Source organism: Acutalibacter intestini, from assembly GCF_034334985.1.
Classification (GTDB): domain Bacteria; phylum Bacillota; class Clostridia; order Oscillospirales; family Acutalibacteraceae; genus Acutalibacter; species Acutalibacter intestini.
The window spans coordinates 1-18,193 of record NZ_JAWXXL010000040.1; the positions used below are offsets into that span (position 1 = coordinate 1).

22 protein-coding genes and 2 pseudogenes are annotated in these 18,193 nt (G+C 48.9%); 1 reads left to right on the forward strand and 23 read right to left on the reverse strand.

Going from position 1 to position 18,193, the window contains the following annotated elements:
* Positions 1-174 precede the first annotated feature (174 nt).
* The 11 genes and pseudogenes from U8U68_RS18315 to U8U68_RS18360 all read right to left on the reverse strand — a co-directional run.
* Positions 175-1,812: a recombinase family protein gene (locus U8U68_RS18315; RefSeq protein ID WP_322203419.1), complete on the reverse strand. Its 1,638-nt coding sequence runs from the start codon at positions 1,810-1,812 to the stop codon at positions 175-177.
* On the reverse strand, positions 1,796-3,460 hold the full coding sequence (locus U8U68_RS18320; RefSeq protein WP_322203421.1) for a recombinase family protein: 1,665 nt from the start codon (positions 3,458-3,460) through the stop codon (positions 1,796-1,798). Before U8U68_RS18320 ends, U8U68_RS18315 begins: the two co-directional genes overlap by 17 nt.
* A 135-nt stretch (positions 3,461-3,595) precedes the next feature.
* Positions 3,596-3,769, reverse strand: coding sequence for a hypothetical protein (locus tag U8U68_RS18325; RefSeq protein WP_002578908.1), 174 nt, complete (start codon positions 3,767-3,769; stop codon positions 3,596-3,598).
* Positions 3,770-4,270: 501 nt separating this feature from the next.
* A complete protein-coding gene (locus tag U8U68_RS22515; protein WP_367575857.1) occupies positions 4,271-4,483 on the reverse strand; it encodes a sigma factor-like helix-turn-helix DNA-binding protein in 213 nt (70 codons plus the stop codon).
* A 12-nt stretch (positions 4,484-4,495) separates the two neighbouring features.
* Complete coding sequence (locus U8U68_RS22520) at positions 4,496-4,660, reverse strand: hypothetical protein (protein WP_367575858.1); 165 nt, start codon at positions 4,658-4,660, stop codon at positions 4,496-4,498.
* Positions 4,661-5,002: 342 nt separating this feature from the next.
* A complete protein-coding gene (locus tag U8U68_RS18335) occupies positions 5,003-5,650 on the reverse strand; it encodes an ATP-binding cassette domain-containing protein (protein ID WP_016215691.1) in 648 nt (215 codons plus the stop codon).
* Between the two features lie 11 nt (positions 5,651-5,661).
* Positions 5,662-5,850 carry a hypothetical protein gene (locus U8U68_RS18340; RefSeq protein ID WP_016215690.1) on the reverse strand — a complete coding sequence of 63 codons (189 nt, stop codon included), beginning with the start codon at positions 5,848-5,850 and terminating at the stop codon, positions 5,662-5,664.
* Between the two features lie 16 nt (positions 5,851-5,866).
* A complete protein-coding gene (locus tag U8U68_RS18345) occupies positions 5,867-7,231 on the reverse strand; it encodes an ABC transporter permease (RefSeq protein ID WP_016215689.1) in 1,365 nt (454 codons plus the stop codon).
* A 98-nt stretch (positions 7,232-7,329) separates the two neighbouring features.
* Entirely contained in the window at positions 7,330-8,445 is a 1,116-nt protein-coding gene (locus U8U68_RS18350) for a sensor histidine kinase (protein WP_016215688.1), read from the reverse strand.
* Positions 8,442-9,107 carry a response regulator transcription factor gene (locus U8U68_RS18355; RefSeq protein ID WP_066534794.1) on the reverse strand — a complete coding sequence of 222 codons (666 nt, stop codon included), beginning with the start codon at positions 9,105-9,107 and terminating at the stop codon, positions 8,442-8,444. Before U8U68_RS18355 ends, U8U68_RS18350 begins: the two co-directional genes overlap by 4 nt.
* A 516-nt stretch (positions 9,108-9,623) precedes the next feature.
* Positions 9,624-9,872, reverse strand: a pseudogene (locus tag U8U68_RS18360) (sensor histidine kinase); the annotation flags it as partial.
* A gap of 138 nt (positions 9,873-10,010) precedes the next feature.
* Here U8U68_RS18360 and U8U68_RS18365 point away from each other — a divergent pair.
* The gene (locus tag U8U68_RS18365; RefSeq protein WP_322203432.1) at positions 10,011-10,367 is read left to right on the forward strand and encodes a helix-turn-helix domain-containing protein; all 357 of its coding nucleotides are present in this window, start codon (positions 10,011-10,013) and stop codon (positions 10,365-10,367) included.
* A 243-nt stretch (positions 10,368-10,610) separates the two neighbouring features.
* Here U8U68_RS18365 and U8U68_RS18370 read toward each other — a convergent pair whose 3' ends face one another.
* From U8U68_RS18370 to U8U68_RS18425, 12 genes and pseudogenes are all read right to left on the reverse strand, one after another.
* Entirely contained in the window at positions 10,611-12,029 is a 1,419-nt protein-coding gene (locus U8U68_RS18370; RefSeq protein ID WP_322203434.1) for a relaxase/mobilization nuclease domain-containing protein, read from the reverse strand.
* Between the two features lie 56 nt (positions 12,030-12,085).
* Complete coding sequence (locus U8U68_RS18375) at positions 12,086-12,295, reverse strand: hypothetical protein (RefSeq protein ID WP_322203436.1); 210 nt, start codon at positions 12,293-12,295, stop codon at positions 12,086-12,088.
* Positions 12,296-12,297: 2 nt separating this feature from the next.
* Positions 12,298-13,317: a PDDEXK nuclease domain-containing protein gene (locus U8U68_RS18380; RefSeq protein ID WP_004054162.1), complete on the reverse strand. Its 1,020-nt coding sequence runs from the start codon at positions 13,315-13,317 to the stop codon at positions 12,298-12,300.
* A 26-nt stretch (positions 13,318-13,343) separates the two neighbouring features.
* Positions 13,344-13,490, reverse strand: a complete 147-nt coding sequence (locus U8U68_RS18385) for a hypothetical protein (RefSeq protein ID WP_199735785.1) — start codon at positions 13,488-13,490, stop codon at positions 13,344-13,346.
* 101 nt (positions 13,491-13,591) lie between these two features.
* The gene (locus tag U8U68_RS18390; RefSeq protein ID WP_322203440.1) at positions 13,592-13,906 is read right to left on the reverse strand and encodes a hypothetical protein; all 315 of its coding nucleotides are present in this window, start codon (positions 13,904-13,906) and stop codon (positions 13,592-13,594) included.
* A gap of 149 nt (positions 13,907-14,055) precedes the next feature.
* Positions 14,056-14,391 (reverse strand): plasmid mobilization protein, encoded by a 336-nt coding sequence (locus U8U68_RS18395; protein WP_322203442.1) that lies wholly within the window; start codon positions 14,389-14,391, stop codon positions 14,056-14,058.
* Positions 14,388-14,945: a P-loop NTPase family protein gene (locus tag U8U68_RS18400; RefSeq protein WP_367575859.1), complete on the reverse strand. Its 558-nt coding sequence runs from the start codon at positions 14,943-14,945 to the stop codon at positions 14,388-14,390. Before U8U68_RS18400 ends, U8U68_RS18395 begins: the two co-directional genes overlap by 4 nt.
* A gap of 63 nt (positions 14,946-15,008) precedes the next feature.
* Positions 15,009-15,785 (reverse strand): replication initiator protein A, encoded by a 777-nt coding sequence (locus U8U68_RS18405; protein WP_322203444.1) that lies wholly within the window; start codon positions 15,783-15,785, stop codon positions 15,009-15,011.
* A gap of 73 nt (positions 15,786-15,858) precedes the next feature.
* Positions 15,859-16,245 (reverse strand): cysteine-rich VLP domain-containing protein, encoded by a 387-nt coding sequence (locus tag U8U68_RS18410; protein ID WP_322203446.1) that lies wholly within the window; start codon positions 16,243-16,245, stop codon positions 15,859-15,861.
* Positions 16,235-16,629: pseudogene (locus tag U8U68_RS18415) on the reverse strand (relaxase/mobilization nuclease domain-containing protein); the annotation flags it as partial. The gene U8U68_RS18410 and the pseudogene U8U68_RS18415, both read right to left, overlap by 11 nt.
* Positions 16,630-16,857: 228 nt before the next feature.
* Positions 16,858-17,022 (reverse strand): cysteine-rich KTR domain-containing protein, encoded by a 165-nt coding sequence (locus U8U68_RS18420; RefSeq protein ID WP_322203448.1) that lies wholly within the window; start codon positions 17,020-17,022, stop codon positions 16,858-16,860.
* 49 nt (positions 17,023-17,071) lie between these two features.
* On the reverse strand, positions 17,072-18,139 hold the full coding sequence (locus U8U68_RS18425; protein WP_322203450.1) for an amidohydrolase family protein: 1,068 nt from the start codon (positions 18,137-18,139) through the stop codon (positions 17,072-17,074).
* Positions 18,140-18,193: the final 54 nt, after the last annotated feature.

Consider the following 18,193-nt stretch of genomic DNA (forward strand, 5'->3'; position numbering starts at 1 on the left):
AATAATTTTTTCTTCCTGACTGCCGCTTTTGGGCGGCGGTCTGTTTGCTGTATTCACTTTTTCCATCCGCTTCCTTTCATATTTTTGGCTTAAGGGGCTTGACTTTTTATTTGCAGGCTGTTACAGAATGTTTCCGTCTGGCTGCTGATGCGGTCAGGCGCTTTTTTTGCCCGATCACACCAGCCCAACAAAGCGGTAGTAGATTTTAATGTCCTGGTGTCTTTGACCGTCTATGACGGTTCGTTCTCCAACTTCAATGCGGTCAATCAGTTCCTCAATGATTTCCCGGTTCAGTTCCTGCAAGTCCAGATACTGCCGGATGGTTCCGGCCCACTGGTGGATATTGGCGATGTCCTGCTGGGCTTTCCGTTCCCCGGCTAACAGGCTGTCCAGGCGTTCCGATTTCTGGATGCGTTCCTGCTCGTTCTTTTGAATCAGAACCGAGAAGGAATCGCCGCTGATTGCCCCGCTTACCTTATCTTCATAAAGTTTTGCGGTGATCTGTTCCAACTCCTCCAAACGCCGCCGCAAACGGCTGATTTCCTGTCGGCAGTCCTCTTGTTGCGCGGCGCTTGCGGATTGGATGTGCTGTTTCAGCTTATCCAGTACAGCGGCTTCATCGGCTGCAACCGCTTTGCCATGCGCCCGGATTTCACTCAGCACCAGGTTTTTCAGGCTGATCTCAAAAATCCGGTGCCAGGAGCAGATGCTGTGTCCGGTAGTGGCAAACCGGGAGCAGAAATAAGAAGTATAGTGCTTGACAGTGCCATTTTTCCGGCGCTGTGTTTCGCGGGCGGCAACCAGAGGATGCCCGCAGTCCGCGCAGACCAGCTTTCCGGTAAACAGAGATGCTTGGGGCGGCGTATTGTTAGCGGAAATCTGTTTCGCCGCCTGATTGATTTTCTGGACAGCCTCCCACAGCTCCGGCCCGATAATTGCCTCGTGCGCGCCCTCATGGGAAATCCATTCCGATTCCGGTTTCCTTATCATGGTCTTGTCTTTATAGGAACGGGAACCGGTGCAGTTCTGTGTGAGCGTACCGGCATAAATATCATCGTTCAGAAGGCTTCGGACGGTTGCGTAAGCCCACAGCCGGGAATACTTGCAGCTGCCATTTCCGTAATGGACCGCCCAGTACCAGCGGGGAGGGAGAATCCCTTTCTCATTCAAAGCAGCGGCGATTTTCCCATAGGCCATGCCGGACTGACGCATCTGGAATATCTGCCGCACAACAGCGGCGGATTCCCCGTCAATGACCAGCTTGTGTCTGTCCTCCTCGCTCTTGCGGTATCCGTAGGGAGCGTAGGCGGCAAGATACTGGCCGCTTTTCTTCTTGGCATGAAGCACCGACTTGACCTTGCTGGACAGGTCCTTGAGATGGTAGTCATTCATCAGACTGCGGAAGTGCAGCATATCGGTGTTGTCCCCCTCGCTGTCCAGGCAGTCCAGAACCGACACGAACCGGCATCCGAGGGAGGGGAAAATGACGTCCGTATAACGGCCCACCTCCACAAAATCCCTGCCTAAACGGGAAAGGTCCTTTACCAGAATCAGGTTAATCAGGCCATGCCTTGCGTCCTCCAGCATTTCCAAAAATCCGGGCCGCTGGAAGTTGCCCCCGCTGTACCCATCGTCCTGATAGGTCTTGACCTCGATCCAGCCGTTGAGCATGACGAATTTGGAGAGGATTTCATATTGGTTCTCAATGCTCACCGATTCATCGCTGGGAATATAGCCCTTCGCTTTTGCGGAATTGGAGGCGTCATCCACACTCAGGCGGCAGTAGATACCGACTTTATATTGCTTCGCCATAATCCTGCCCCCTTTCCTGTGCCAGCGCCCCGTCCACATTCCCGACATAGCGGTAGTAGACCTTGACCTCACAAATCCGCTGCCCGTTGACCTTCTGGGTATCGCCAACCTCGATCCGGTCTACCAGTTCAAAGAGAATGGTTTCGTCCAGTTCCGAGATTTCCGTATAGCGCCGGATAATTTCCAGCCAGCGGTCGGTATCCACCTGGTTTTCCAGGTGCGCCCGGACTTTCCTTTCCAGTTCCGGGACTGCCTCCGCCTTTTCTGCCCGTTCCGCTTCGTATTTCTGCATCAGTGTCTGAAATACCGTCTGCGGGATGGAGCCGGTGCATTTGTCCTCGTAGAGATTCTGCATCAGACGCTCCAAATCGGAAATACGGGCTAAGAAGGATTTTAATTCCTGCTCATAGGAGAAAAGCCGGGTGTGGGATTCTTTCTCCTTCAGCCGGAGAATCTCGCCCATCAGCCGGTCCGGGTCATATTCCGCAAAGCGGGCCTTTTCCCGGATGTCCTCCAATACCAGCTGGGTCAGCACCGTTTCATAGATGGTGTGGATGGTACACGCGCCCCTTCCGCTGCGGGAGTAGTTGCCGCAGATGAAAGAACTGTACCGTCCCGGCCTGCCATCCTTATAGGTGAACTTTTCGATATGGTTCCGCATTTTGAAACCGCAGTCGGCACAGTACACAAGGCCGGTGAAGATGCTCTTGCAGCCATCGGACGGAGTGCTTTTCCGCACCTTCTTTTTGCCGATACTGGCTACGGTGTCCCACAATTCCCGCGAAATAATAGCCTCGTGGGTCCCCTCCACCCGAATCCACTCGTCCTCCGATTTATTGACGAGCTTGCGGGATTTATAGGAGAGTGTGCCGCTTTTGCCCTGTACCATGTTCCCGATGTAGACCTCGTTGCGGACCATGTTTTTTACCGTCTGGTCGGCCCACTTGTGGTTGACCCTGCGGGGGTCGCTCTGGCCCTTGCGCTGGTAGTACAGCACACCGGGCGGCTGAATCCCTTCTTCATTGAGCGCCACCGCGATGGCGTGAAATCCCATGCCTGATGCTCGCATTTCAAAGATACGGCGCACAACCGGCGCGGTTTCCTCGTCAATCACCAGATGATGCTTATCCAGCGGGTCGCGCCGGTAGCCATAGGCGGGGTAGGTTCCCATAAATTTTCCGTTTTCGGCACAGGCTCTTTTGACCGCCTTGACCTTCTTGCTGGTGTCCCGGCTGTAAAATTCATTAAATAAGTTCAAAAAGCACATGACATCGGTGCTTCCGTTGTCGCTCATGGTATCAATGCCGTTGTTCAGCGCGATGAACCGGCACCCAAGAGAGGGGAACAGGTAATCCGTATATTGCCCAAATTCGATGTAGTTGCGGCCAAAACGGGAAAGGTCCTTCACCAGAATCACATTGATCCGCTTTGCCTTTGCGTCCTCGATTAACCGCCTGACGCCTGGACGGTTGAAGTTCGTGCCGGAGTATCCGTCGTCGATATAGACATCGACCTCATTCCAGCCGCGCTGCCTGACATAGTTTTGAAGCAGCAGCTTCTGGTTCTCAATGCTGACCGATTCCCCATCACGTTCATCGTCGTTACTTAACCGGCAGTAGATGCCCACGTTGTATGTTGTATCCATCATCTTTCTTTTACCTCCCGACCATCTCAGAATCCATACCTCGTGCGGCAAAATGGCTCCGCAGGTTTTACCCTGCATGAATATCTTACCGGAGAATCCACCGCCGCGCAATGATACGGCAGGCCGCGAGGCTTTCTGTTATTTGGAACCGCTGGCAGCTGGAATGGCTTCCGACATGGCGCGTCTGACTGCCAACTGTTCCAGCGTCTTTCCCAGGTCCTTTTCTCCCGAAAAGAAGCTGGTGACGCGATAAATTGTTTTCCCGATCCGCACCTCTTTGTAGGAGCTTGTCGGGGTTGTCTGTTTGGTCATAAAGACGCACCTCCGTTCAAAAATTGTTTTTACTCTATGGTTAAAAAGCAGCCGTATCGAAAGATAAGGGCGGCGGTTGCCGCTGGATACCGTCCGGTACGGCTGCTGCAATTCTGTTTGGATGGTTCGTCATATTTGCCACGCCCCCTGACGATGGGGACATAACAGGCCGCTCCCGGCAGAGCTGTCATAACTCCGCAGCGCCGTTTTTCTCGCGCGCCGCAGGGTTCCCCCCAAGTCTTTGGCGGGCCGTGAGGAAGTATCTTTAAGCCCCCGCACCATCATCGCGCCCGGAACGCCATCTCCGGGTTTAAGGCTGGACGTAGATCGCTCGGATTGCCTGTCTGTCATCACCTCCTGCAAGCAACCGTCCTGGCGGCGCGCCTTTTCCGCTTCGATACGGGTTATGTACCTGTTATGCCGTATATTCAGTTGTCAAGCTGCAATAAGGGGCAAGAGGACTTGTCCCTTCAATGTGTAGGCATTGGGAAAGGCCGTTTGTCACCCTTGATTCAAAAATATTTTGATTTTTTTCAAACGTTTATAGATGACATTCCGGGAACAGTTCCACAGCCTTGCGACATCAGCCTGCCGGTATCCGTCCACAATGAGCAGGGTCAGCAGTTCCAGATCGTCCTCCGGCAATTTGCAGAGCCGCCGGTACAGCAGTTCATCCTCCAGGGAGGACAGCCAGCCAAACCGCCGGGAATCCACATCGCCGGTGTCCTAGGTGCAGGACAGGGATTCAAATTTTCGGAACAGGCAGGACTGCTCGCTCTCGTCCTCACACTGTTCGCTGGGAAGGGCCTGTACGCGGTTCTGATAGGTTCGCTGGCTGCAAAACCAGGACCAGTCATATTCCTTCATGGCCGCGATCTGCCTATCGTCCATACCGGCTGCGCGGTATTCCTGTTCCAGCCGGGTCCATTCTGTATCAAACTTCCTTTTTTCGTATCCATAGTGAAATCCCATTGACATTTGAGAACAGGAAATTTTTTATCATCTTTTTGTCTTTCAAGCTCAAATTAATTACTTCTGCATGATAGCTTCTCGTTTTTATGTTCCTCCCAACTCTATTTGTTGCTCTATACAGCTCCTGAATAAATTTGAATACTGTTTGCAACGGACACCCCCTTGTTGTTTGAGTATGTTGTTTGTTGGTACTTCAATGATACATCATTCAGCAGCGGGTGTCCTTATTTTGTGCAATATTTGGTATTTACTCATTTATAGTTATGAAGATTTCTCGCTTTGCTCTATCTGTAATTCACCCTTTTTCAGCCGGAACACCACATCCGCCTGTTTTGCCAGCTCACCTGAGTGGGTAACAACTATCACGCATTTCTTCATCTGATGGGCGCTTTCTTTCAAGATTTCCGTAATATCCCCAGCCGTATCCTCGTCCAGATTGCCGGTAGGCTCGTCCGCCAGAATCACCGGAGCTTCGCTTGCGAGCGCCCTTGCAATGGCTACCCGCTGCTGCTGGCCGCCGGAGAGTTTCAGCACGTTCCGTTTGGATTCCTCCCTCGTCAGCCCCAGCCGTTCCAGAAACGGGAGTGCCGGTTTCTTTGAAGTCAGCCGGACATTCTCCTGCGGGGTCATATAGTCAATCAGGTTGTAGCTCTGAAAGATAAAAGAAACATTCTTTTTCCGATGGCCTGCCAATCCGGCCTGTGCAATGTCTTTCCCTTCAAACAGGATATTCCCGCTTGTGGGGCTGTCCAGACCGCCCAGCAGGGATAGAAGGGTTGTCTTGCCGCACCCGGACGGGCCGAGAATGGCATACATTTTTCCCGCCTCCATCTGCGCATTGATCCCTCTCAGCACCTTCCTCTTTTTGTCATAAGAGTATGTTAGATTTTGCAGTTCCAAAATTCCCATAGAGGCACCTCCTATTCACCTTCGGGCACAAATTCATAGTCAAAATCATAGTCCTTTACTTTATCCGGCACCTCGTAATCTATGATGGGCGAGCCGGATTGCTCCTGCGTTTCGTCTGATTTATTCTCCTTGGGGGTACACCCTGTGAACAGCAATCCCACAAAAAGGAGGACAGAAAACATTTTCCATACTTTTTTCATATCGTTACCGCCTTTCTCAGCTCATTTTCGATAGAATTTCCCGCGGTTTCAGCCGCATGACGGAAATTGAGGATATTCCAGCGGATACCGTTACAATCCCGATCCCCAGCAGGAATAGGAGGCCCATTTCCTCAAGCTGTACACGAACCTGTAATTCCGGGGTTTCGATTTCCGGCTCACCGGTATCTGTTCCGGCCTCCCCACGGGTTCCGGCAGATAAGCCGTCTTCCTGCTGCGCCTCCGTTACCGCCTGCCCGGATTGCAATACGTTTCCCATCTGGCCCGCAATGGCGCTGGCGGAGAAATAAGAGAGGGAAAATGCTAATATCGCAATCAGCAAAACCTCGGCAATATACTGCCCTAAGATGGACAGCTTGCTGATCCCAACCGAGAGCAGGACGCCGGTTTCATGGATGCGGGTTCTGGCCCACATGGTTAGAATGAGCGAGAGGATGGCGATGCTTACAATCAGCGCGATCATCAAAATGGTGGATACCAGCTCCGATAACTGTTCCAAAGAGGACGCGGCGTTTTCATAGTCCTCGTTGTCAACCAGAAAAGAAAAGCCTTTCCAGTCCACGCCGCTGATTTCCTTTACTTTAGAAATGATTTCCTCCATGTTCTGCGGGTCGTTCACCGATACCGTCAGCTCGTTAAAGCCCTGTATTGCGGGGCCGTTTTCGTAAGCCACCAAAGTGGCAAGGTCGGTGATGATAAGGTTTTGTATTTTATCGTAGGTTGTCACCTGATCGTTGATGCCTTCGATTTCTTTTGGAGAGAACAGGCCCACAATCTCAATCTCCACGCCTTTGTCCGTCTGGATTTTGTCACCAATTTTCAGGCCGTTTTTCTCAGCCAAATCCTTGCTGATCAGCCCCTTGTTTTTGTCGTCCGGCAGGATATGCCGCCCCTGCGTCAGCGTAAGCTGCCCGGAAGTAAACCGGGTAAGCTCCTCGCTTTTCCATGTGCTTAAAATCTTTGAGGATGCGCGAAATTCTTCCTCAATGGGGATATTGCCGGTAAATAGTTCCAGAGAGGGGAACGCCGCCAGCCCCTCCACGGTGGCGCTGCACTCCTTGATCCCCTCAATTTCCCGGATTTGCTCTACCAGCTCCGGGCTGATCTGCTGGGTGGAATACATCAGGGTTCCGCCCTCCACGCTTTCCACCTTCAAATAGGGGTTGTTTTCCGTGTAGTCAAAGCCAATGAGAAAACTCCCGCCAAGGCTTTGCCGCAGCTCCTGCTGGGCGGCTTTCGAAGCGTTCCCCAGTGCCAGAGCGGTCAATACAAAGGTTGCCATCACCAGCAAGATGACAAAAAGAAGGATACTCTTGCCCCTCTTGCGGACGATATACAGCCACGCTCGATTCATAAAGTTCATAGAATGACCTCCATTTCATATAGGATAAGTGTTGCAACGCTGACAGCATAGCACCCCAATATGGAACCAGTATGAAACGGATAAAAAAAGCCATCGCTTTATGGGAGATAAAGGGTAAAGCACATTCCCGGCGGGTTTTTGGTCGCCTCAAATTGATAGGGCATCCCAAGGGCCTTTGAAAGCGTATCTACAATATATAATCCCAGCCCATTCCCTCCATCTTTGCGATCTCTGGCAAAGTCTGGGCGGTAGAACGGCTCAAATACATGGGCCAGCTTATCCGGCGGGATGGGCGTACACTCATTTTCTATTTTTATCTGTCGGGCGTTCAATATAACGGTGATCTTGCATCCCGGCTTTGTGTAAGCGACCGCATTGGAGAGCAGGTTAGACAGGATCTTTTCAAGGCTTTTCTTTGACGTGTGGACAGGGCACTTTCCCTGTATGCTGAAAGAAAAGTCGAGTCCCTTTGCCTTCGCAATCAACTGATAGGGCTCGCAGATTGCCGGAAGACGCTCAGACAGGTCAAAGGTTTCCGCGTCCTGTTTCTCCTGTGTAAAATCCAGCCGGGAGGTATCCAAAATTTCTTTAATCATAAAGGATAGCTGCCCGGTAATCTCCTTACATTCCAACAGACAGCGATCCCGGTCTTTGTATTTTCCAATGCCTAAGATCATGTTTTCCAAAATCGCGTTCAGGGCAGTCACCGGCGTTTTCAGCTCATGGGAGGCGGCCCGCAGGAAATCAATTTTCAACCGTTCCGCCTCACGGACGTTTTGCTTTTCTTCCTCCAGATTTTCAATGGTGGAAAGCAGGCTGGCATACAGCTTATTGACGCGGGCGGCCAGCTCGCCAATCTCGTCCTTCGTATGCACCACGCAGGCTGCAGCCTTATCCAGCTTTTCCATCTTTTCCGTTGTAACCGCAATCTGCTTGATCGGCCTCGTCATGGCTCTGGAAAACAACAGGGAACACCCAGCGGAAATGATGGCGCAGCAAAGCAGGGATACCGGCAGTGCTTTTCCGATAGCGGATTTTATCAAAATACCAGTATTCACATCACTCTCAATAATGGCTCCTTCCACAAAACGGTTGGTGCTTACGGTCATTTGCGGCGCAAGCACATAGAGAAAAACATGAGCCATCACGGTGACAAACAGCATTACCAGAAAGGTGTATAAGAAGATTTTAGTAAAGAGCTTTAAATTTCTCATGGGTGTTCCTCATACTTGTAGCCAACGCCTTTTACCGTTACAATCCGGTTAAGACTCAGCTTTTTCCGTAAATTTTTAATGTAGGTATCAATCGTGCGGTCAATGATGGGGTAATCATATCCCCACAACTCGTCCAAGATCTGCGACCGTGTAAGCACCAGACCTTTATGCTCTATCAGCAATTTCAGCAGGTCGATCTCCTTTGGTGTCAGGTCAATAGGGCCGCCCGGCCCGGAAGCAGTATAGCCGCCAAAATCCACCGTAATATCGCCCATCTGAATTTGTTTCAGTTCCGGACTTTTCCCACACCGCCGCAGCAGGGCCGTCACCCGTTTTCCCAGCAAAAGCATGGAAAAGGGCTTTGTGATATAGTCGTCCGCCTGTTCATCAAAGCTGGCCGCCTGAGTAGGCTCATCGTCAAGGGCGGTAAGCATTAAGATAGGAATGTTGCTTGTTTGGCGCAATTCTTTTAATACCTCCAAACCGGTTCGCTTCGGCAGCATAATATCCAGAACCACTAAATCAACCGATTTCTCCCTTGCAATCTGCAAACCCTGTTCACCATCAAGGGCCGACAAGGTAATATGCCCTGCGGATCTCATATATTCACAGATTGCCACGTTGGTGGCAGTATCATCTTCCACAATCAATAAAACAGCCATTTTTACACCTCCTCACATTATTATACCAAAGCAATATGGAAACAGTATGAAATGCTTTGTGTCAGATTGACAGTGTACTGAACTTAATGGGAAAAAGCAAGCCTTTCATAACGGATCAATCCACACAAGGCAGACTGGCTCATGTTGACAGGAAACTGGCCCGCCTTGCTGTAAGTGAAATACTTTCCCTATTTACTATTTCTATTAGATTCAGAACTATAAATGAGTAAATACCAAATATTGCACAAAATAAAGACACCCGCTGCTGAATGATGTATCATTGAAGTACCAACAAACAACATAACTCGATATAATTTTTTCGTCATATATTTTCCCTTTCTTTGTGATTTAACCCTATCAGTAACAAAATTTGATAAGGCTATTGTAAAACCCAAATGTCCGCGAAATGTTATAGCGGCCAAAAAATTTCATTGAAAACCGGGGTGAAATGTTACAACGCTCGGACATTTCAAAAAAATTTACGGCGGGCAGCCGGAACTGGTCGTCCGCCGCGTTCTATTTTGTCGGCAGCATAATGGAAAATTCCGAACCCCTGCCCGGCTCCGAAACCACTCTGATATAGCCGCCCTGCCGCGTTATGATCTCGCGGGCCAGATACAGGCCAATGCCAACGCCCTGCTGTTCGTGTACTTCTTCCTCACGATAAAAGCGCCGGAAGATGGCAGCCTGATTGCTTTCAGAAATGCCCTTGCCGGTGTCGGCTACTTTGATCTCCACATACATTTCCCACAGTACCACTATTATAATTTGATTTGGTTAGTGATACAAGGATAGCGTTTATATCTCACTAAAAAAACAGCATAATCATACCTGTTAGTCGGTATAATAAGGTTATTCCTTTGTGTAAATCGGCACGATAGAATATATTTGAGGTGAATGATTATGCCGATTGATGATTTAACCGCTTTAGGGCAAAAAATGCGGGAAGCCCGAAAAAGAAAAGACCTGACACAGCAGGAGCTTTCTGATATGAGCCATGTATCTATAAAGCAGATTGCCAAGATTGAAAAAGGGCAGATGAATCCGTCCTTTTTGATTTTGAAGGCACTGGCAAAGGTACTGCCGATTTCTCTGGATTCTTTAATCAATCCGGATGTTTCCCCGGAAGATGAGGGAGCCGGTCAGATGAAGATGCTGTATTGCAGCTGCCCGTCAGAAATGCGTGAAACCCTCTTGCACCACACACAGGAGACCGCAAAAGAGCTAACAGAACTATCCGGGAAATTTGAAACGAATTGAGCCGGTGAGTGAATTTAACAAATTCCTCACCGGCTTTGTTCTTTTTCGAGAAAAAGAAGGTTATCCCGTTCCGGGATAACCGTGGCAAGCAATGCCCCAGGATAGCCATCCGGCTCCTGGCGCTGCTTGTTGGGGATTCCCCAAGCCCCTTTTGAACACAGAATTTCATTCTGTGGCTGCGCGTTCCTGCGGAACGCTTTTTCCCGGCCTGCGGCGGTGAGAAAATGCGAAAAAACAGGCGCGTCAGCGGTCCTGCCCCTGTTCCTTTTCCCGGTCATTCTGGCGTTCCTCCCCATATCCCATCAGCCGGTCCACATTGGCTTTTGCGGCCAGCAGTTCCCGCATTTCCTCGCGGGAGCGCCGGTACTCGGCATAGTCTTTTTTCTTTCCTTCCAACAGCTGGGCATACTCGGCCTGCAAGCTCTTGACGGTGGGCAGCTTCTTGATACCCAAATCGTCAAATGCCTGTTTTGCCGCCTTGTGGAGCAAAATCTCCGCTTCATGTTCCGCTAAAAATTTCTTGGAATACCCCGCCTTGCGGTAGGCCGCATAGACCTCGCGGGTTTTCACATAATTGATGATGTGGGTCCGCAGTACGGCTATCTCCGCCATGCGGGTTTCCGCCGCCTTGATCTGTGCCGACAGCTCATTGTGGCTGGCCGTAGCAGCAGCCGCTTTCTCTTCCAAGACTGCGTATTCCAGCAGGCCATGCTCAGTGAGATAGTTCATTGTCTGCGCCATCTGTTTCAGATTGAATACCTTTGCCCAGCGCGCGTAGCCAGCGCCTTTTCCGGCCTGCAATTTTGCCTGAATATCCACCAGAAGATTAACCTTGGGCGGCTCTGATTGAACAGCCGTTTTCTTTCCTGGGGTATGCTCTTTTTCCCCAGCCAGTACCGCCCGGATTTCATCTTCGCTGTACCCTTGCCCCAGCTTTTCATCCATGCGGGCAACATTCTTCCAGCCGGGGGCTTTGAGCCGGATTGCCTGTCCCCGGCGCGACACCTCACAGCCCATTTCTGCAAGCAGCTTTAACAGCCCGTCAAAGTCAGCTGGTTTCTGTTCCAACGCCTGGTCAATCATCACGCGGAGCTGTTCCCGGTGAGAGGGCTTCGCCTGATCCCCCAGCCATTTGTTGTAGCTTTTTCCATGCGGTTTTGGGTCCTCTACAATGGAATAGCCGTTCTCAACGCAGATGGTATCATTCAGCCGCCGGACCGCGCGGGTGCTGCCCCAAAAGTTTCGGAATTTCCGGTCGCAGTTCACATTGACCGCGTTCCAGATAATGTGGTTATGGATATGGGACTTGTCGATATGGGTGCAGACCACAAAGGCGTGATTGCCCTTGGTGAACCGCTTTGCAAACTCCACGCCCAGCCGGTTAGCTTCTTCCGGGGTAATCTCGCCGGGGACAAAGGACTGCCGGACATGGTAGGCCAGCACATCGTCCGCGCCCCGTACCCGTCCGGTGGTAGAAATGTACTCCCGTTTCGCCAGCAGAAACTCGGCGTCGGCTACCCGGCTGTCACACGCAAAGCCGGTGACGAGCCTGCCGTTATCTGTCTTTTGCGGGTTGGATACATAGTCGATAATGTCACTGACCGCTTGGCTTTCGGTGCGGCCCTTACCGGTGTGCAGCGGCATGATGCGTGTGGTTGCCATGACGGAATCCTCCCTTCATAACAAAACGGCCTGCATACGCAGACCGCTTGTTTCTTTTATTCACCATTTTTATATCGGATGACCGGAATCTGTCTGGCCTTTTTTCCAATGGTCTGGCGTTCTAACGCAAAAATCATATCGCTGGTGCGCTCAAAAAATCCGATGTCCTTTTTCCAGCTCATCCCGCATTTACAATGCTGTAAGCCGATAAACTGCTGTTTCATTTTTCTGCCGCAGACGGGGCAGACTTTATTACTGGTTCCCATATTTATTCTTCCATCTTATAAAAGCTGTCCAAGTTCAGCTCCCGTTTCAGTTCTTCTTCGGATGGCAGATAAGTAAAATACTTCGACGCGAATATCTGGCGGTTATCTTCCGGCAGCGTGTATTTTACAATGGAATCTCCTTTGTCCGCGCAAAGGACAATGCCAATCGGTGGCGTATCACCGTCATTCATCATCTCACGAGTGTAATAATTCACATACATCTGCATCTGGCCCAAATCCTGATGGGTCAGCTTGCCCATTTTCAAATCTATGAGGACAAAGCATTTCAGAATATAATTATAAAAAACCAGGTCGATGAAAAAGTCCTGCCCATCCAGTGTAAACCGTTTTTGGCGCGCCACAAATGAAAAGCCGCGTCCAAGCTCTAAAAGGAAGTGCTGAAGATGGTCGATCAGGGCTTGCTCCAGTTCGCCCTCATACACATGAGTGTCCGGCTGGATCTGCAAAAATTCCATTACATAAGGGTCCTTGATTATTTTTTCATATTCCGGTTTTGGCTCGGTAGTCTGGATTTCTTTTGCCACAAGCGATTTATCCTGACTTGCTAAAATGCGCTGGTAGTACATGGTGTTAATCTGCCGTTCCAGCTGCCGGACACTCCACGCAGATTTTGCACATTCTTCTGCATAAAAAGTCCTTGCCTGTTCATCCTGGACACGCATTAAAAGCCGATAATGGGACCAGCTCAATTCGGCACACAGTGTGTGCCGAATCGGAAACAAGCAATAAAACTGGCGCATTGCCCGAAGATTACGGACGGTAAAACCCTTTCCAAACTCAACAGTCAGCTGTTCAGATAAATAATCCAGAAGTTTTTTTCCATACTCGGCCCGGTCATTTTCTCCACACGCTTTATAGATTTGTTCTCCTATTTCCCAGTAGGTGATTACCATTGTGGAATTTACCGCCGCGCTTAAACGGTGTTGCGCGGAAACAATCGAATTGCGGATAGAATGATAGGTCTGTTCCGCATTTTGATTGATTTGCAAATCGTGATTCAATTTTGCTCCCTCCTTGCCTATGGACATTATACCACGCAATCACAAAAAAACAAATGCCCCAAAAATCTTGCTGTCTTTTTCATAAAAGCTGCGCTTTCTCTCATCAGAGATTGTAAAAAACTTGAAATAATGTGACCACGCCAATTTAACAGACGGTGTCTGGCATTTTCCATACATCCACTCCTCTATGAAAAGACCCGCCCGTTTGCGGGACTGTCTGCGCTTTGACCTTTATCAGTATATCCTATTTCATGCCGAAAGTAAATCGCCAAAGCTATCTGGCGTTTCCTTTTTCCCACCTCTCCAAACGGGATTGGCACAGTGCGGCAATTTCGTTTTTATCTTCCTCCGTCACATTCCTGCATCCCTTTGTCCGCTGGATTTCCAGATAGCTTTCATAATCGGAAAGCAGAAGGTCAAAAAGCTCCTTTGGGGTACGGCAGACCATGCCGCTGCAATAGCCGGGTAATTCCCCTGTCCCATGAAACTCCACCCGGATATACCCATACCGGCTTTTGCAGACTTCCATTTCTGTATCCAATGCCAGATAGTCCCCAAAAATGTCTATCACCTGTTCAAATGACATCATAGCAGTCCACTCCTTTCGTAAAACCCTGTTCTGCCGCTATTATCCATGATTCCGGCACATCCGGCAAGTTTACCGTCAAAAAGAAAAAGCGGAGGAAGGCGCGGCGAAGAACGCCGTTCCTCCCTCCGCAGATGGGGCAGATTGTCTGGTCAGGAGAGTTTGGAAAGCTGGGCCAGTATCTTCCGCACACCGTCCCAAAGCTGTTCCTGCCGCTGGGATATATCTTCCAAATCAGCGTCATAAACCCGCCCGGTTTCATGCACTTTACGGGTCAGCTGGTTTAAGTTGTTGCTGGAATAGCGCACCAGCTCCTTCAGCTCCGGCAAATCCAGCTTTACCACATACCCGTCCAGCGCCATTTTCCGCAGGTAGGCTTCCCGGTTGACGGTTCCAAGCTGGGACATTTTCTGCTCGATCAGGGCCAGCTCCTCCGGGGAAACCCGGAAATTCACCTGTACCTCCCGTTTCCGCTTTGCCGCGCTCATCGTTCCGGTTCCCGTTTCTTAGGGGCGGCGGGTTTGCGCTCTGGCGGCTCCTGTTTGAGTTTTTCCAGGACGGAGCCTTTCTCCGAGGCTTGAAGGACTTTCCGCGCCTGCTTCAAAAACAGGTCGGTCAGGCCGGGGTTGCCTGTGCCTACCTTGCCCCATAGCAGATAGCCGATATTTTCCGCTTTCATTTCCTCCCAGTTCGCCGCATAGAATAAAGCCTTATCCATTTGGGGGCATTTGCCGTTGTCATTTTCAAAAGTCCACTGGCGCATGGCGGCGTTGGAAAATCCCAGGCGTTTCAGTTCTTCCACGGTGTCGCGGTGCTTGCGCTCCCAGTCGGCGGCTTCCTGCTTTTCCCGGCGTTTGCGCTGGCAGTCACATTCTTTCGGGTGTCGGTCACGTCCGAAAAGCCCCTTTCCCTCGGTGAAGTAGGCTTCTTTGGGCTGGCGGCAGCTCCCGCAGTACAAAAGCCCATCCTCGCCCGTGTAGTCCTCCGGCTCTGCTTCCTGTGCCGTGGCAAGCCGGAAAATAGCGTTGTCATAATCGCTCATAAATTGTCCTCCTTGTTCATGGTCTTTTCCACGCCCTGTTTACAGGGCGTTGTATCTCCGCTGTCAAAGGCTCTCGCCCTCCTTGTAGGAATATTCGGGGATTCCCTTTTTCGGGTTCTCCCTTTTCTCCTTGTCTGCCCACCTGTAAAGCGCGGCGGCATGGCTCACATAATCATTCCCGAAAGCGGCAATATACCGGCTCATTTCCTCGATAAGCCGTTCAAGGCAGTCCGGGTATTCCTGCTTCAGCTCCGCATATTCGCTTTCAGTGAGGAAAACATTCTGGTATTTGCCATAGGGCGCGGGCGGCTCCCCACTCACTCCCATTCGTTGGCTCTCTTTTAGTTTGTTTATATTTAGTTGGTTAGGGTAAAGTTTTCTTTGTATCATAGGTAAAGTTTTCTTTGTGTCTGATGTACAGTTTTCTGTAGGACTGACATCAAGATTTCTTTGTGTCATATCTAAAGAAACCTTTACTACTTCCGGCACTTTCACATAAAGGCGGTTCGGCGCGGAAAATCCCCGGCGTTCCCTCTCCAAAAGCCCGGCAATATCCAGTTCTTTTAGGGAGTTCTGTATTGTCATGGTGCTTTTATCCAGTATTTCCGCTATCTCCGTAATGGGATAGACAATGTATGTCCTGCCCTCGCTGTCCTGCCAGCCGTTTTTCTGTGAGAGGGCGGAACGGTCAAGGAGCAGCGCATAGAGCAGCTTCGCCGTCTGTGGCAAGTCCATTTTCAGCAGGAAACGGGGGTATCGGAAAAACGGCGGCATTATCGTTTCAGTTGTGATGTATTCAGCTATGGTTTTCACCTCCTGTCTGTGGCTTCTGTTACGCATTTAAAACAGCTTTTCCGGGGGTAAAGGATAAAAGTATCACATACCCATTGAGCAGTAGCCGCAAAGCCTTGTTTTACGGGGGTTCTGTATTTTCTAAAGCGTGACATTTCCCCCTCTGTTTCCATTTGCGCTGTGCGGCTCTGGCTCTTTTCATGCGTCCGGCGCAATCCGGGCAGTATTTCCCCCGGTTCGATTTGGGGAGAAACTGACCGCCACACTCGGTACAGCGTTTCAGTTCTGCCCGGTGCAAAAGAGCGGCTTCCAGCTTCCAGTCAAGGGGAAGCACGGCGGCAATGAACCAGCGGCAGAGAAGCGAATAACTGATACTCTGGACGCATACACAAGGCTCTCCATAGTCCAGCGCAATACAGTTGCCGTTATCGTAGTTGCAGCACTCATGCACAAGCCGACACGCCGCCCGGTGCTGGCGGTAGTCCATGTAGGGGCGTTTACCGTTCATTATCCCGCCCCTTTCCGCGCTCTGGCTCGCGTCTTAAAATCTGTTCAATGTTGCCCTTTACAGTCTGCAATTCTTTTGTTTTCTCCCTCTTTTCCCGGTACTCGTTGTAAAGGCTGTTCTTCTCCCTCATAAGCTGCTCAATCTCCGCTTGTAATGTCTTGGACGCTGGCAGCTTGAAGATTCCCTGTGCCTTAAAATACCGGGTAGCAGCTTCGGCTATCATAAAATCGCTTTCGTGCTGTTCCCGGTAGTTTTTGCGGGCTTTCTCTGTTTTCTGTGCTTTCAGCCCCTCACGGGTTGGCTTGGTCTTGATGTACGCCAATAGCTGTCCTTTTTCTCATGCAGGGTGCTTTCCACGGCTTTCAGTTTGGCATACATGATGTGTTCCTTGTATGCTTCTGTGCAATCCATAGAAATTTCCCCCTTTCTCCCACATGGGGCTGTGCTTGGTTTGCAGTTACATTTTATAATTCAAGGGGAGGCGTTTTAGATTGCTTCCCCATGATTATCTTCCGGCATACTTTTAGCATTTTATTTTCAAAAAAACAGCCGACAAGCTGTGATTTCTCACAAGTTTGTCGGCTCTGCGTCTGTGCGTCTGGCTCTTTATGGTTATTGCTTTTTGATAACTATTATTTGCAAATCTTTTGCGTCAATTAAATTTTCCTGTCTGCATTTCGGACAGTAAAGAGGAAAGTTTTTTAATTCTGTATCTTGCCGTATCTGTAATCTTGTTTTGTTTCCGCAGACAGGGCAAAGTAACCATTTTGTTTTCATATTGAAAAATCCTTTTCTTTGATAAATAATCACTTACTGTTTTCACATTTTATTTTTCGCTTAATAATCTCTTTGCGTTTTCAGAAAAAATAAATATCCTCTCGTTTTCGTTTTTGGTCGCCCGTAACACCGATAGAATAGAAAATGCTTGTGTTACAAATGGGTAATCAGTTCCAAACAAAATTCTTTCATATCCAATTTCGTTTATAAGTGTTTTTATATGCTCTGCGGGCTGAATACTAATATCTGTATAGGCGTTTTGATGCTTTTTTAGCAAATCAACCATTTTTTCAAATTCAAAACACCCACTATGGGCTAAAATGAATGTGGTATTAGGAAAAGTATCTAATATTAGCTCATACTTATCCAATCTTTGATTTTGTATATCTTTCTTTGTTTGTTTAGACGGAATATTCGTTAAAAGTACATCTTGCGGTAAACCCAATCCACTGCAACATAAAATTGGTAAACCAGTCTTAGATAATTTTTCTATGAGTGCTAATGATTTTATGCAGTCAATGGAAAAGCCACATACATGAGGGTTTATCTTCCAACCCTTGATATGTAAATTCATATAATGCTTTATTTTACTGTCAATGTTTTCATCAAAAGGGTGGATTGCACCAAATGTATATAGCCGTTCATTTTGGGTTACAATTTCCTCCATAATATCCGCACTATTTTTATTAGGTGGGTTTATTTGCTGAATAACTGCTTTGCTGATACAATTATTATCCATATCTTTTAACAGTCTTTCCGTTGTAGCATAATTCAAGACAAATACGCCCGTAAACAGCTTTATCTTTGTTCGTAATCCGGCAAGACTAAATAGTTTTGTCGGACATTTAGAAAAGTAAATTTTATTCAAATCAAATAAATCAATAGAAAATGGGAAACAGCTTAAATCCATTAACGATTTATTAAAATCAGATTTCTTTTTTTGTAAAAAGAGTGGAAAGAGCTGGAAAAGACATTCGTATGAATGACAATGAAAATCAATAATTTCATAGTTCTCAGCCAATGCCCTTTTGATTACAAAATCACCATTCGATGTTAATTCTAATTCTTCATTTTCGGATAAAATAGTATATTTCTTTTTCATGCTAATTTGTATCATATGCCCTCCTTTTACCATATGACTAAAATATATATAATAGTCACTCAAAGGCTT

Excerpts from the sequence above, each read along its gene's own strand:
- U8U68_RS18320 (WP_322203421.1), bottom strand. The coding sequence starts at position 3,460 with ATGATGGATACAACATACAACGTGGGCATCTACTGCCGGTTAAGTAAC.
- U8U68_RS18375 (WP_322203436.1), bottom strand. The coding sequence starts at position 12,295 with ATGGGAACCAGTAATAAAGTCTGCCCCGTCTGCGGCAGAAAAATGAAA.
- U8U68_RS18340 (WP_016215690.1), bottom strand. The coding sequence starts at position 5,850 with ATGAAAAAAGTATGGAAAATGTTTTCTGTCCTCCTTTTTGTGGGATTG.
- U8U68_RS18315 (WP_322203419.1), bottom strand. The coding sequence starts at position 1,812 with ATGGCGAAGCAATATAAAGTCGGTATCTACTGCCGCCTGAGTGTGGAT.
- U8U68_RS18400 (WP_367575859.1), bottom strand. The coding sequence starts at position 14,945 with ATGAGCGATTATGACAACGCTATTTTCCGGCTTGCCACGGCACAGGAA.
- U8U68_RS18425 (WP_322203450.1), bottom strand. The coding sequence starts at position 18,139 with ATGATACAAATTAGCATGAAAAAGAAATATACTATTTTATCCGAAAAT.
- U8U68_RS18395 (WP_322203442.1), bottom strand. The coding sequence starts at position 14,391 with ATGAGCGCGGCAAAGCGGAAACGGGAGGTACAGGTGAATTTCCGGGTT.
- U8U68_RS18390 (WP_322203440.1), bottom strand. The coding sequence starts at position 13,906 with ATGATGTCATTTGAACAGGTGATAGACATTTTTGGGGACTATCTGGCA.
- U8U68_RS18345 (WP_016215689.1), bottom strand. The coding sequence starts at position 7,231 with ATGAACTTTATGAATCGAGCGTGGCTGTATATCGTCCGCAAGAGGGGC.
- U8U68_RS18385 (WP_199735785.1), bottom strand. The coding sequence starts at position 13,490 with ATGGAAAATGCCAGACACCGTCTGTTAAATTGGCGTGGTCACATTATT.
- U8U68_RS18355 (WP_066534794.1), bottom strand. The coding sequence starts at position 9,107 with ATGGCTGTTTTATTGATTGTGGAAGATGATACTGCCACCAACGTGGCA.
- U8U68_RS18325 (WP_002578908.1), bottom strand. The coding sequence starts at position 3,769 with ATGACCAAACAGACAACCCCGACAAGCTCCTACAAAGAGGTGCGGATC.
- U8U68_RS18335 (WP_016215691.1), bottom strand. The coding sequence starts at position 5,650 with ATGGGAATTTTGGAACTGCAAAATCTAACATACTCTTATGACAAAAAG.
- U8U68_RS18365 (WP_322203432.1), top strand. The coding sequence starts at position 10,011 with ATGCCGATTGATGATTTAACCGCTTTAGGGCAAAAAATGCGGGAAGCC.
- U8U68_RS18350 (WP_016215688.1), bottom strand. The coding sequence starts at position 8,445 with ATGAGAAATTTAAAGCTCTTTACTAAAATCTTCTTATACACCTTTCTG.
- U8U68_RS18410 (WP_322203446.1), bottom strand. The coding sequence starts at position 16,245 with ATGAACGGTAAACGCCCCTACATGGACTACCGCCAGCACCGGGCGGCG.
- U8U68_RS18420 (WP_322203448.1), bottom strand. The coding sequence starts at position 17,022 with ATGAAAACAAAATGGTTACTTTGCCCTGTCTGCGGAAACAAAACAAGA.
- U8U68_RS22520 (WP_367575858.1), bottom strand. The coding sequence starts at position 4,660 with ATGGACGATAGGCAGATCGCGGCCATGAAGGAATATGACTGGTCCTGG.
- U8U68_RS18405 (WP_322203444.1), bottom strand. The coding sequence starts at position 15,785 with ATGCGTAACAGAAGCCACAGACAGGAGGTGAAAACCATAGCTGAATAC.
- U8U68_RS18370 (WP_322203434.1), bottom strand. The coding sequence starts at position 12,029 with ATGGCAACCACACGCATCATGCCGCTGCACACCGGTAAGGGCCGCACC.